The sequence below is a fragment of the Streptococcus bouchesdurhonensis genome, assembly GCF_948472335.1.
This window is the reverse complement of record NZ_CAOKTW010000004.1, coordinates 298502-311013: the sequence shown is the minus strand read 5'-3', so window position 1 is coordinate 311013 and position 12512 is coordinate 298502. Positions and strand designations below refer to the sequence as shown.

General features: G+C 39.6%; 11 protein-coding genes and 1 pseudogene. 11 read left to right on the top strand and 1 reads right to left on the bottom strand.

Annotated elements, in window-relative coordinates; translation table 11 throughout:
- Positions 1–59 precede the first annotated feature (59 nt).
- The 9 genes and pseudogenes from QMQ21_RS09100 to ciaH all read left to right on the top strand — a co-directional run bounded on the left by QMQ21_RS09100 (position 60) and on the right by ciaH (position 8313).
- Positions 60–296 (top strand): DUF2829 domain-containing protein, encoded by a 237-nt coding sequence (locus QMQ21_RS09100; RefSeq protein WP_000141913.1) that lies wholly within the window; start codon positions 60–62, stop codon positions 294–296.
- The gene (locus QMQ21_RS09095; protein ID WP_000198454.1) at positions 289–987 is read left to right on the top strand and encodes a 3-oxoacyl-ACP reductase; all 699 of its coding nucleotides are present in this window, start codon (positions 289–291) and stop codon (positions 985–987) included. The genes QMQ21_RS09100 and QMQ21_RS09095 overlap by 8 nt, the downstream gene beginning before the upstream one ends.
- A 9-nt stretch (positions 988–996) precedes the next feature.
- Positions 997–1476 (top strand): NUDIX hydrolase, encoded by a 480-nt coding sequence (locus tag QMQ21_RS09090; protein WP_000453250.1) that lies wholly within the window; start codon positions 997–999, stop codon positions 1474–1476.
- Positions 1477–1483: 7 nt separating this feature from the next.
- On the top strand, positions 1484–2212 hold the full coding sequence (locus QMQ21_RS09085) for a GNAT family N-acetyltransferase (RefSeq protein ID WP_023935842.1): 729 nt from the start codon (positions 1484–1486) through the stop codon (positions 2210–2212).
- Between the two features lie 41 nt (positions 2213–2253).
- Positions 2254–3124, top strand: a pseudogene (locus QMQ21_RS09080) (putative PEP-binding protein).
- Positions 3099–3539 (top strand): ASCH domain-containing protein, encoded by a 441-nt coding sequence (locus QMQ21_RS09075; protein WP_001813094.1) that lies wholly within the window; start codon positions 3099–3101, stop codon positions 3537–3539. Before QMQ21_RS09080 ends, QMQ21_RS09075 begins: the two are co-directional and overlap by 26 nt.
- Before the next feature lie 122 nt (positions 3540–3661).
- Entirely contained in the window at positions 3662–6208 is a 2547-nt protein-coding gene (locus QMQ21_RS09070) for a M1 family metallopeptidase (protein WP_261814310.1), read from the top strand.
- 106 nt (positions 6209–6314) lie between these two features.
- Complete coding sequence (gene ciaR, locus QMQ21_RS09065) at positions 6315–6989, top strand: two-component system response regulator CiaR (protein WP_000590627.1); 675 nt, start codon at positions 6315–6317, stop codon at positions 6987–6989.
- Entirely contained in the window at positions 6979–8313 is a 1335-nt protein-coding gene (gene ciaH / locus QMQ21_RS09060) for a two-component system sensor histidine kinase CiaH (protein WP_000491804.1), read from the top strand. The genes ciaR and ciaH overlap by 11 nt, the downstream gene beginning before the upstream one ends.
- A 169-nt stretch (positions 8314–8482) precedes the next feature.
- Here the strand turns inward: ciaH and QMQ21_RS09055 are convergent, their stop codons facing one another.
- Positions 8483–8770 (bottom strand): DUF3270 domain-containing protein, encoded by a 288-nt coding sequence (locus QMQ21_RS09055; protein WP_261814308.1) that lies wholly within the window; start codon positions 8768–8770, stop codon positions 8483–8485.
- Positions 8771–8909: 139 nt separating this feature from the next.
- Between QMQ21_RS09055 and QMQ21_RS09050 the strand changes: the two genes are divergently transcribed.
- Together QMQ21_RS09050 and QMQ21_RS09045 are read left to right on the top strand one after the other, a co-directional pair.
- A complete protein-coding gene (locus QMQ21_RS09050) occupies positions 8910–9839 on the top strand; it encodes a peptidase U32 family protein (protein ID WP_031233507.1) in 930 nt (309 codons plus the stop codon).
- Between the two features lie 198 nt (positions 9840–10037).
- Positions 10038–12488 (top strand): bifunctional DnaQ family exonuclease/ATP-dependent helicase, encoded by a 2451-nt coding sequence (locus QMQ21_RS09045; RefSeq protein ID WP_261814307.1) that lies wholly within the window; start codon positions 10038–10040, stop codon positions 12486–12488.
- Positions 12489–12512 lie beyond the last annotated feature (24 nt).

Here is a 12512-nt window from a genome sequence, read left to right as displayed (position 1 = left end):
GCAAAGCGGTTTTTTTGTTATAATGAAGGGAAGAATTATTGATTTTAAAGGAGAATAACATGACTTTTGAAGAAATCCTGCCTGGGTTAAAGGCTAAGAAAAAATATGTACGAACTGGTTGGGGAGGTGCTGAAAACTATGTCCAACTTTTTGACACTATCGAGCAAAATGGGGTTGCACTTGAAGTGACGCCCTACTTCCTAATCAACGTTTCTGGCGAAGGAGAAGGTTTTTCCATGTGGAGTCCGACACCTTGTGATGTTTTGGCGACGGATTGGGTAGAAGTACATGACTAGACGCGTATTGATTACGGGAGTAAGTTCAGGGATTGGTCTGGCTCAGGCTCGACTCTTTTTAGAGAAGGGCTATCAAGTTTATGGAGTTGACCAAGGTGAAAATCTACTCTTAGAGGGTGATTTTCACTTTTTACAGAGAGATTTGACCTTGGACTTGGAACCTATTTTTGACTGGTGTCCTCAGGTTGAGGTTTTGTGCAATACTGCTGGAGTTTTGGATGATTACAAACCACTGTTGGAACAATCAGTGCAGGAAATTCAGGAGATTTTTGAAATCAACTACGTTACTCCAGTAGAGTTGACTCGGTATTATTTGACACAAATGCTAGAGAATAAAAAAGGAATCATTATCAATATGTGCTCCATTGCTTCTAGCCTAGCAGGTGGAGGTGGTCACGCCTATACTTCCTCTAAGCATGCCTTGGCTGGATTTACCAAGCAGTTGGCTCTAGATTATGCAGAAGCTGGGATTCAGGTCTTTGGTATCGCTCCAGGAGCAGTCAAGACGGCTATGACCGCTGCGGATTTTGAGCCAGGAGGCTTAGCTGACTGGGTGGCTAGTGAAACACCAATCAAGCGCTGGATTGAACCAGAGGAAATAGCAGAGCTTAGCCTTTGCTTAGCTAGTGGAAAAGCAAGCGCCATGCAAGGACAAATCTTGACAATAGATGGCGGCTGGTCTTTGAAGTAGGAGGATCTGATGGAAGTCAAAAGACACTTTGGAGTCTACGCTGTTTGCTTAGAAAATGGGAAGTTACTCTGCATTGAAAAAACGAGAGGCCCTTATCAAAATCGGTATGATCTACCTGGAGGCAGTCAGCAACTTGGTGAAGGACTGACGGAAACGCTGACTAGAGAAGTTATGGAAGAGACGGGATTTACTGTTAGAAGCTACTCTAATCCTCGAATCTACGATGTTTTCGTCAGAGAAGAGTTAACAAATTTTATGGTTCACCATGTCATGGCCTTGTATGATGTAGAAATGAATGAGAGTGCACCTCAAGTTACGACTTCGGAAGCTGTGTCTGATGGTGCGAATGATTCACTTGGATATATTTGGATGGATATTCAAGAGATTACAGAAGAAAATGTATCGCCATTAGTCTTGAAGGTTAAGTCTGAATTATTAGGACTTCCAGAACTGGACAAGACTTCTTACATGAATTGGAAGGTGAAGTAGGAGGATAATGGAACTATTTAAAACATGGAAGAAAAATATGGTTCTCTATGGTCTTAAATCTCAAATTGGAACTGTCTACCGAAACAATGATAGGACAACAAGCTTTTATGATGTTGGGAATTTTCTATACCTAGCAGGGGAGTTGGATTCCAGATTTTGGGAAGATTTTGTTAGAAAATATGGTTTAGATTATAAGATTATTATTTCAGAAAATACTAATTGGCAAGATTTTCTGCATCGAAAAGTGGGGCTAAATTCTTTTACTCGCTATTCTTTTAAAGATAAGGCAAATTTTCAAGTTGAATTTTTAAATAATCTAGTTACTCATTTAGAGGAAGGTTACAATATTGTGCCTATTGATAATCATATTTATAACTGCTTTTCTACGGAAGAATGGTCACAGGATTTACAGGGGGATTTTGAGTCCTATCAGGATTTTGTTTTAAAAGGTGGATTTGGCTTTGTGATTCTTAAAAATAATGAACTGATTGCTGGAATTTCCTCAGGGTTAGTTTACCGTGAAGCAGTTGAAGTGGAAGTTGCAACTAGACCAAACGAACAAGGAAATGGATTTGCTAAAAAGCTTGGTGCTGCAATGATTCTAGAGAGTTTAAATAGGGATATGTTTCCACTTTGGGATGCTCATAATGAGGCTTCCAAAAAAGTAGCAGAATTTTTAGGATATGAGTTAGCTGAACCTTATGAAGCTTTTGAACTAGAGGAAATTTTGATATAATTATATATGATGTTGTATCTTTTAAGACGAGGTGAATGGCTATGAAAAATCAACTTGCCCTTAGTGGCGAAAAAATTATTGAAAAAGTTTACCCCTAATTATTTCACCACGTCGGCATGATTCGTGGGGAATACTTGTTGAGAGAGCTCAACAAAAACATACTGTTACCTAGTTGTCAGCAATTTGTAAAAGATTTATCTAGCGATTATCTGCTCCCTGTACTCAGATGAAGAAGTCTGGTATCGTTTTACTGAATTAACGAATACAGAAGCTAATTGTCTAAAGGGGACTAAAGAGTATTTTGATGAAAATCATCCCTTGTTTGGTTATAGAGGAACGAGGCGTTTGCTGGCGTGTCCGGATGAATTTCAGGCTGAAGCACATGTCGTTACAGAAGTTTATCAAAACAATCCCAATCTATCTCTTATCTTTCCTTTTGTCAATGATGCTGAGCAGTTAAAGCAAGCTATTACAGTACTGCGTCAGCATGGTTTTACTGGAAAAATTGGCATAATGATTGAATTACCGTCAGCGTATTTTGACTTGGACAGGATACTGGAAGCTGGTATTTCAAAGATTGTAGTTGGAATGAATGATTTGACTTCTTTTGTTTTTGCGACTGTGAGAAACAGTCAATGGCATGATATGGAAAGTCCAATAATGTTAGATATGTTGAGACAGATGCAGGATAAAGCAAGGATGAAAAAGATTGATTTTGCTGTAGCAGGCTATCTGAATACTTCTTTCATACAAAAAATGAATCAGTTGAGTATCAAGTGCATTATCCACTACAGTTCTATTCCAGAGATTTTTGATTTAGAGATTGACCATCCAGATCATCTTAAACACATAAAAGAAGAAAGTAAAAAATTACAAAGGAGTACCCATGATACCGCAAGAAATGTGGAATAAATACAAGCAAATCAATCCTTTGATCGGAGATGAAATCGATGCTTGGGCTTTTGGAGTTGAACCAGACCTTTTAGCGGATTTGGTGTTTAAAGGAGAAAAGACAGCAACAGCATCAGCCTATGACCTCTATGTACTAGAAGACGAACCACTTCCCCAAGTAGGGACCTTCGATATCATTTTAGATAGTCAAAATCAGTCTGTCTGCATTGTCGAAATTACAAAGGTTTCTGTTGAACTCTTCAATCAAGTTTCTGCGCAACATGCCTTTAAGGAAGGTGAGGGAGACAAATCACTTGCCTATTGGCGCCAGGTTCATGAGGACTTTTTCACAGACTGTTTGGGTGAAGTAGGGCTGACTTTTACACCTGAAAGCAAGGTTGTTTTAGAAGAATTTCGCAAGGTCTACCCCCTGTAGACTGCTAGAAGGAAGAAAGTTTTGGAAATCGCTGTCCAATCCTTTTTTCTCAAGCAAAATATGATATAATAAGTTTGTTTGAAGAAGAGCAGCAGCTCTTAAACTTAGAATAGGAGAAAACTATGCAAGCAGTTGAACATTTTATTAAGCAATTTGTTCCTGAACATTATGATTTATTTTTAGATTTGAGTCGTGAGACCAAGACTTTTTCTGGGAAAGTGGCCGTCACTGGTCAAGCACAGAGTGACCGTATTTCCCTTCACCAAAAAGACTTGGAAATCGCTTCTGTAGAAGTTGCAGGTCAAGCTCGTCCATTTACAGTTGACCATGACAATGAAGCCCTTCATATCGAATTGGCTGAGGCTGGTCAAGTTGAATTGGTTCTTGCCTTTTCTGGTAAAATTACAGACAACATGACAGGGATTTACCCTTCTTATTATACAGTTGATGGAGTCAAGAAGGAGGTCTTGTCTACTCAGTTCGAGAGCCATTTTGCGCGCGAAGCTTTCCCATGTGTGGATGAGCCTGAATCCAAAGCAACTTTTGACCTCTCTCTTTGCTTTGACCAAGCAGAAGGTGAATTGGCTTTGTCAAACATGCCAGAAATCGATGTTGAAAACCGTAAGGAAACAGGTATCTGGAAGTTTGAGACAACACCTCGCATGTCTTCTTACTTGTTGGCCTTTGTTGCTGGTGATTTGCAAGGGGTGACCGCTAAAACTAAGAATGGTACCCTCGTTGGTGTATACTCTACCAAAGCACATCCACTTTCTAACCTTGATTTCTCTTTGGACATTGCCGTTCGCTCTATCGAGTTTTACGAAGATTACTACGGAGTCAAGTATCCAATCCCTCAATCTCTCCATATCGCCCTTCCTGACTTCTCAGCTGGAGCTATGGAAAACTGGGGTCTTGTGACCTACCGTGAAGTTTGCTTAATTGTAGATGAAAACTCTACATTTGCCAGTCGTCAACAAGTTGCCCTTGTTGTGGCCCATGAATTGGCTCACCAATGGTTTGGTAACCTCGTAACTATGAAATGGTGGGATGACCTTTGGCTCAATGAAAGCTTTGCTAACATGATGGAATATGTCTGTGTGGATGCCATTGAGCCAAGCTGGAATATCTTTGAAGATTTCCAAACAGGTGGAGTACCTCACGCTCTTGAACGCGATGCGACTGATGGTGTTCAGTCTGTTCACGTCGAAGTCAAACACCCAGATGAAATCAATACGCTCTTTGATGGCGCTATCGTCTATGCCAAAGGAAGCCGTCTCATGCACATGCTTCGTCGTTGGCTAGGTGATGCCGATTTTGCCAAAGGTTTGCATGCCTACTTTGAAAAACATCAGTACAGCAATACAATTGGTCGTGACCTTTGGGATGCTCTTGGTCAAGCATCTGGCCGTGATGTCGCAGCCTTCATGGATTCTTGGTTGGAACAGCCTGGTTACCCAGTTCTTACTGTCAAAGTTGAAAATGATGTCTTGAAGATTTCACAAAAACAATTCTTCATCGGTGAGAACGAAGACAAGAACCGTCTCTGGGTGGTGCCCCTCAATAGCAACTGGAAAGGCTTGCCTGATACACTCGAAACTGAAAGTATCGAAATCCCTGGCTATGCAGCTCTTCTTGCTGAGAATGAAGGAGCTCTTCGTCTCAACACTGAAAATACTGCCCACTATATTACCGACTATCAAAGAGACTTGTTAGAAGCTGTTTTTGCTGAGCTAGAGACACTTGATAACACAAGCAAACTGCAAATTGTTCAAGAACGTCGCTTGCTTGCTGAAGCAGGGCACATTTCTTATGCTGACTTGCTCCCAGTCCTTAATAAACTTGCTAAAGAAGAATCTTACCTTGTCGTTTCAGCTGTTTCTCAAGTGATTTCAGCCCTTGAGCGCTTTATTGATGAAGGAACGGATGCTGAAACAGCATTCAAAGGACTGGTTGCTAAATTGGCTCGTCATAACTATGACCGTCTTGGTTTTGAAGCTAAAGACGGAGAATCAGATGAGGATGAATTGGTTCGTCAGCTGGCTGTTTCGATGATGATTCGCTCAAATGATGCAGAAGCTAGTCAAGTCGCTAGCCAAATCTTTGCAACACACAAGGAGAATCTTGCAGGACTCCCAGCAGCTATTCGCTCACAAGTTCTGATTAATGAGATGAAACATCATGAGACTAAAGACTTGTTAGCACTTTATCTTGATACTTATACTCATGCAACAGATGCTGTCTTTAAACGTCAGTTGGCAGCCGCTCTTGCATACAGTACAGATGCGGATAACATCCAAACCTTGATTGCTGCTTGGAAGGACAAATTTGTGGTCAAACCACAGGACTTGTCTGCTTGGTACTTCCAGTTCTTAAGCCATCAAGCAACTCAGAAAACAGCTTGGTCTTGGGCGCGTGAAAACTGGGCTTGGATTAAGGCAGCCCTTGGTGGAGATATGAGCTTTGATAGCTTTGTTATCCTTCCTGCTCATGTATTTAAGACTCAGCAACGCTTGGCAGAGTACAAGGAATTCTTTGAACCGCAACTTTCTGACCTTGCTCTTAGCCGTAACATCGGTATGGGAATCAAGGAAATTGCAGCGCGTGTTGACTTGATTAACCGTGAAAAAGCTGCAGTGGAAGCAGTCGTTCTTCAATACGGAACTAAATAATTAAGACTAAATAAAAGAAAACTCAGCTATCTCATGTAAAATGCAGAGAGTTGAGTTTTTTTTAAGGCAAATTTGGTATAATGGTTTTAATAAGGAGGAGTTTCTCATGATAAAAATCTTATTGGTTGAGGATGACCTAGGTCTGTCAAATTCAGTATTTGACTTTTTAGACGATTTTGCGGATGTCATGCAGGTATTTGATGGAGAAGAAGGTCTCTACGAAGCTGAAAGTGGTGTCTATGACTTGATTTTGCTGGATTTGATGTTGCCAGAAAAAAATGGCTTCCAAGTCTTGAAAGAATTGCGTGAAAAGGGGATTACGACTCCAGTTCTGATCATGACTGCCAAGGAAAGTTTGGATGACAAGGGACATGGATTTGAACTGGGAGCAGATGATTATCTGACCAAACCTTTCTACTTAGAAGAACTCAAAATGCGGATTCAGGCCCTTCTCAAACGTTCAGGCAAGTTTAATGAAAATACGCTATCTTATGGAGATATTCTCATCAATTTATCAACAAATACCGTTAAGGTTGAAGATACTCCAGTCGAATTGCTGGGGAAAGAGTTTGATTTATTGGTTTATTTCCTTCAAAATCAAAATGTTATTTTGCCTAAGACGCAGATTTTTGATCGTCTATGGGGATTTGATAGTGACACAACGATTTCAGTTGTCGAAGTCTATGTTTCAAAAGTCCGTAAGAAATTAAAGGGAACCACTTTTGCAGAGAATTTGCAAACCTTGCGCAGTGTTGGGTATATTTTAAAAGATGTTCAGTAAACTAAAAAAAACATGGTATGCGGATGATTTTAGTTATTTTATCCGCAACTTTGGTGTCTTCACTCTGATTTTCTCTACAATGACTCTGATTATTTTGCAGGTCATGCACTCGAGTCTCTATACTTCAGTGGATGATAAGCTCCACGTACTAAGTGAAAATCCTCAAGCAGTTATTCAACTGGCAGTGAATAGGGCAACAGAAGAGATTAAAGATTTAGAAAATGCTAGGGCGGACGCTAGTAAAGTAGAAATAAAACCTAATGTCAGTTCCAATACGGAAGTCATTCTCTTTGATAAGGACTTTACTCAACTTCTTTCTGGAAATCGATTTTTGGGCTTGGATAAGATTAGGTTAGAGAAAAAAGAACTAGGCCATATCTACCAGATTCAGGTTTTTAATAGCTATGGGCAGGAAGAAATCTATCGCATGATTTTGATGGAAACCAATATCAGTTCGGTTTCAACCAATATCAAGTATGCTGCTGTCTTGATAAATACCAGTCAGTTGGAGCAGGCCAGTCAAAAGCATGAGCAATTGATTGTCGTTGTGATGGTAAGTTTCTGGATTTTGTCTTTGCTTGCAAGTCTTTATCTAGCTCGGGTTAGTGTTCGACCCCTGCTTGAGAGCATGCAGAAGCAGCAGTCCTTTGTGGAAAATGCCAGTCATGAGTTACGGACTCCACTTGCAGTTTTGCAAAATCGCTTAGAGACCCTTTTCCGTAAGCCAGAAGCTACCATTATGGATGTGAGCGAAAGTATTGCATCGAGTTTGGAAGAAGTCCGAAATATGCGTTTTTTGACGACAAACTTGCTGAACTTAGCTCGGAGAGATGATGGGATTAAGCCGGAGCTTGCAGAAGTTCCAACTAGTTTTTTCAATACGACTTTCACAAACTATGAGATGATTGCTTCGGAAAATGATCGTGTCTTTCGTTTTGAAAATCGTATCCATCGTCCGATTGTCACAGACCAGCTTCTCTTGAAGCAGTTGATGACTATCCTATTTGATAATGCTGTCAAGTATACTGAAGAGGATGGTGAAATTGATTTTCTTATCTCGGCGACCGATCGTAATCTGTATTTACTGGTTTCTGATAATGGAGTCGGTATTTCGACAGAAGATAAAAAGAAAATTTTTGATCGTTTTTATCGAGTGGACAAGGCTAGAACTCGTCAAAAAGGTGGTTTCGGTTTAGGATTATCTCTGGCCAAGCAAATTGTAGATGCGCTTAAAGGAACCATTACTGTTAAAGATAATAAACCCAAGGGAACAATCTTTGAAGTGAAGATTGCCATCCACACACCATCGAAAAAGAAAAAATAAAAAGAGTCTGGGGCAAAAGTCTAACCTTAAATATAAAAAGCGAACAAAACAAGTTATCTGACACTCAGAATTCTGTTTTGTTCGCTTTTTTGTCTAATCTATCGATTTTAAAAACTTATAATAAAGAATTCCTAAAATCAAAATCCTTTTGTCCCAGACTCTTTTGGATTTATTTTCTACGTTTTCGTTTGATAATAGACCGTTGAACTTTTAAAACAAGTAAGCTGGATCCGATTGCTGCGGCAAAGGCAAGAGCAGTTGATAATTTTAATGCTAAAAAGATAAAACTAAAGACAGCAATACAGATACAAAAAACAGCGATATTAACAAAAAATAAAATTTCTTTGAGATTGCTATCAGCTTGTGCTTCAGGTGTATAAGCTTGATAATGAGGAAGTTGTTGGTTTAATTCTTCTTGATAGTCTACCTCATAGGATTGTAATTTTCTTGCGGGCATTATTCTCTCCTTAACAGTACATACCTATTTTATCATTTTTTCAGCAGAGAATTATTACAGAAAGGTTACAAAAAGAATAAAGTCCCTTTTCATTTTCAAAGCATGGATGATTTTGGAGAAATGTGGTATAATTTTTCTTATGGAAAAGATTGTCATTACAGCAACTGCTGAAAGTATTGAACAAGTTGAACAACTACTCGAAGCTGGCGTAGACCGTATCTATGTCGGTGAGAAAGATTTTGGTCTTCGTCTGCCAACGACCTTTAGTTATGACCAATTACGTGAAATCGCTAAGTTGGTTCATGATGCTGGTAAGGAATTGATCGTTGCGGTCAATGCTCTCATGCACCAAGATATGATGGACCGTATCAAGCCTTTCTTAGACTTCTTGGAAGAAATCAAGACAGACTATATTACGATTGGGGATGCAGGCGTCTTTTACGTAGTTAACCGCGATGGTTATTCATTTAAGACTATCTACGATGCTTCAACCATGGTAACTAGCAGTCGCCAGATTAACTTCTGGGGACAAAAGGCTGGCGCATCTGAAGCTGTTTTGGCGCGTGAAATTCCATCGGCTGAACTCTTCAAAATGCCAGAGATTTTGGAAATTCCTGCTGAAGTTTTGGTTTACGGTGCCAGTGTCATCCATCATTCTAAACGTCCGCTCTTGCAAAATTACTATAACTTTACACATATCGATGATGAAAAGACTCGCAAGCGTGACCTTTTCTTGGCTGAGCCAAGTGATCCTGAGAGTCACTATTCCATTTTTGAAGACAATCATGGTACTCATATCTTTGCCAATAACGACCTTGATTTGATGACCAAATTAACAGAATTGGTGGAGCATGGCTTTACTCACTGGAAATTAGAAGGTCTCTATACACCTGGTCAGAACTTTGTTGAGATTGCAAAACTCTTTATCCAAGCGCGTAGCTTGATCCAAGAGGGTAACTTTAGCCATGACCAAGCCTTCTTGCTGGATGAAGAAGTGCGTAAACTTCACCCTAAAAACCGTTTCCTTGATACAGGATTTTATGACTACGATCCTGACATGGTTAAATAAAATACATGATTCGTTGAGAGAAGGAAGATTTAAAATTTCTTCTCTCAATTTTTTGTATTTCTTCACTATTTTAAAAAAATCAGCAGGCTAGGATGCTCTATTTGATGGGATTTTTCAGGCCAGTAACCTTTTTGAGTTTGAAACTAATCACATGTTTGCAGGTGCCAAATGGCCCTTTTTTTGGTATAATTTTTTATAATGAAAACGATTGGTAATCGCTATGTTGTGGTGGATTTAGAGGCAACTAGCACAGGTAGTAAGGCTAAAATTATCCAAGTGGGAATTGTCGTGATTGAGGACGGAAAAACCGTTGATCACTATACGACGGATGTCAATCCACATGAACCCTTGGATGCTCATATCAAAGAACTGACAGGATTGACAGACCAACGTCTGGCGCAAGCACCTGATTTTTCGCAAGTTGCTAGAAAAATCTTTGACTTGGTAGAGGATGGGATTTTTGTAGCCCACAATGTTCAGTTTGATGCCAATCTTTTGGCGGAAAATTTATTTTTTGAAGGTTATGAGCTAAGAAATCCTCGTGTTGATACGGTCGAATTGGCTCAGGTCTTTTTCCCTGAACTGGAAAAATATAGTTTGCCGATATTGTGCCGAGAATTAGGAATTCCTCTTAAGCACGCCCACACAGCCCTTTCAGATGCCCAAGCTACTGCGGAATTACTTCTTTTTTTACGAGAAAAGATGGCACAACTTCCTAAAGGACTCTTGGAACGCTTGCTGGAAATGGCTGACGCCCTCCTATATGAGTCCTACCTGGTTATTGAAGAAATTTATCGCAGCCAATCTATTCTGAGTTCTTCAGATTTGGTCCAAGTTCAAGGACTGTATTTCAAGAAAACTGCAGATCCCATGGAGTCACGAAAACTATCTCAAGATTTTTCTAAAAATATTTCTCTGTTGAATCTTGAAGTGAGGGAGGAGCAAGAAAATTTTGCTAAAGAGGTTGGCTTGCTATTGAAAGATGAGCCTGTATCATTAATTCAAGCGCCGACTGGGATTGGGAAAACTTATGGCTATCTCTTACCCGCTTTATCTCAAGCCAAAGAGCATCAGATTGTCCTTAGCGTTCCGACAAAGATTCTTCAAAATCAAATCATGGAAGAAGAAGGTAAACGTCTCAAGGAAGTGTTCCATATAGATATTCATCCTTTAAAGGGGCCTCAAAATTATTTGAAGTTGGATGCCTTTTATCGTTCCTTGCAGGAAAATGATGAAAATCGCTTATTTAGACGCTTTAAAATGCAACTCTTGGTCTGGCTGACAGAGACAGAAACGGGGGATTTGGATGAAATTGGTCAACTCTACCGTTACCAACATTTTCTAACAGATCTTCGTCATGACGGGAATTTATCATCTCAGAGCTTATTTGTAACGGAAGATTTTTGGAAACGTAGTCAAGAAAGGGCACAAAACTGTAAGCTTTTAGTGACCAATCATGCCTATCTTGTAACCAGACTGGAAGATAATCCTGAATTTGTCAGCGACCGTTTATTGATTATTGATGAAGTTCAAAAGATTTTGTTGGCTCTAGAAAATCTGCTTCAAGAAACCTACGATATCCAGTCTATTATCGATTTGCTTGATAAGGCTTTACTGGAGGAGCAAAATAAGGTCCAACAACGAATACTAGAAAGTATTCGCTTTGAGTGCCTTTACTTGATTGAACAATTTCAGTCTGGAAAATCTAGGAAAAATATCTTAGATTCTCTTGCCAATCTCCACCAGTATTTTTCAGAACTAGAAGTAGAAGGCTTTGAGGAGCTGGTTCGCTATTTTATAGCTGACCGAGATTACTGGCTTGAAGCAATTGAAACGAGTCAAAAGAAAATTCAGATTTCTTCTACGAAATCAGGCCGTATTCTTCTATCTTCCTTAGTGCCTGATTCATGTCAAGTCTTGGGAGTGTCGGCCACTCTTGAGATTAGTCAAAGAGTTTCTTTGGCAGACCTGTTAGGCTATCCCGAAGCTAAATTTGTTAAGATTGAAGCTGGTAAAAAACAGGATCAAGAAGTGGTCTTGGTCAAAGATTTTCCCCTGGTAACAGAAACCTCCTTAGAAGTTTATGCCAAGGAGATAGCTGATTTACTGATGGATCTTCAAGCTTTCCAACAACCGATTTTGGCTCTCTTTACTGCCAAAGACATGCTTCTAGCAGTATCAAATTTACTCCCTGTAAGTCATTTAGCCCAGTATAAAAATGGCGATGTTCATCAGCTTAAGAAACGCTTTGAAAAAGGAGAACAACAAATCTTGCTTGGTGCAGCAAGTTTCTGGGAGGGAGTTGATTTTTCAAGCCATCCTTTTGTGATTCAAGTTGTACCAAGACTTCCTTTCCAAAATCCTCAAGAGCCCTTGACGAAAAAGATCAATCAGGAACTAATTCAAGAATGGAAAAATGCCTTTTATGATTATCAATTGCCAATGGCCATTATTCGTTTAAAACAGGCTTTGGGAAGAAGTATGAGACGTGAACACCAACGTTCCTTAACCCTCATTCTGGATAGAAGAATCGTCGGAAAACGATACGGCAAGCAAATAGTGACTTCTCTAGCAAAAGAAGCGACTGTTAAAACCATCTCTCGATCCGAAGTTGACGAGGCTATTGATAGATTTTTTAATGAACTTTGATAAATAGTATTGTATGAAAGTATA

Excerpts from the sequence above, each read along its gene's own strand:
- QMQ21_RS09100 (WP_000141913.1), top strand. The coding sequence starts at position 60 with ATGACTTTTGAAGAAATCCTGCCTGGGTTAAAGGCTAAGAAAAAATAT.
- QMQ21_RS09095 (WP_000198454.1), top strand. The coding sequence starts at position 289 with ATGACTAGACGCGTATTGATTACGGGAGTAAGTTCAGGGATTGGTCTG.
- QMQ21_RS09090 (WP_000453250.1), top strand. The coding sequence starts at position 997 with ATGGAAGTCAAAAGACACTTTGGAGTCTACGCTGTTTGCTTAGAAAAT.
- QMQ21_RS09085 (WP_023935842.1), top strand. The coding sequence starts at position 1,484 with ATGGAACTATTTAAAACATGGAAGAAAAATATGGTTCTCTATGGTCTT.
- QMQ21_RS09075 (WP_001813094.1), top strand. The coding sequence starts at position 3,099 with ATGATACCGCAAGAAATGTGGAATAAATACAAGCAAATCAATCCTTTG.
- QMQ21_RS09070 (WP_261814310.1), top strand. The coding sequence starts at position 3,662 with ATGCAAGCAGTTGAACATTTTATTAAGCAATTTGTTCCTGAACATTAT.
- ciaR (WP_000590627.1), top strand. The coding sequence starts at position 6,315 with ATGATAAAAATCTTATTGGTTGAGGATGACCTAGGTCTGTCAAATTCA.
- ciaH (WP_000491804.1), top strand. The coding sequence starts at position 6,979 with ATGTTCAGTAAACTAAAAAAAACATGGTATGCGGATGATTTTAGTTAT.
- QMQ21_RS09055 (WP_261814308.1), bottom strand. The coding sequence starts at position 8,770 with ATGCCCGCAAGAAAATTACAATCCTATGAGGTAGACTATCAAGAAGAA.
- QMQ21_RS09050 (WP_031233507.1), top strand. The coding sequence starts at position 8,910 with ATGGAAAAGATTGTCATTACAGCAACTGCTGAAAGTATTGAACAAGTT.
- QMQ21_RS09045 (WP_261814307.1), top strand. The coding sequence starts at position 10,038 with ATGAAAACGATTGGTAATCGCTATGTTGTGGTGGATTTAGAGGCAACT.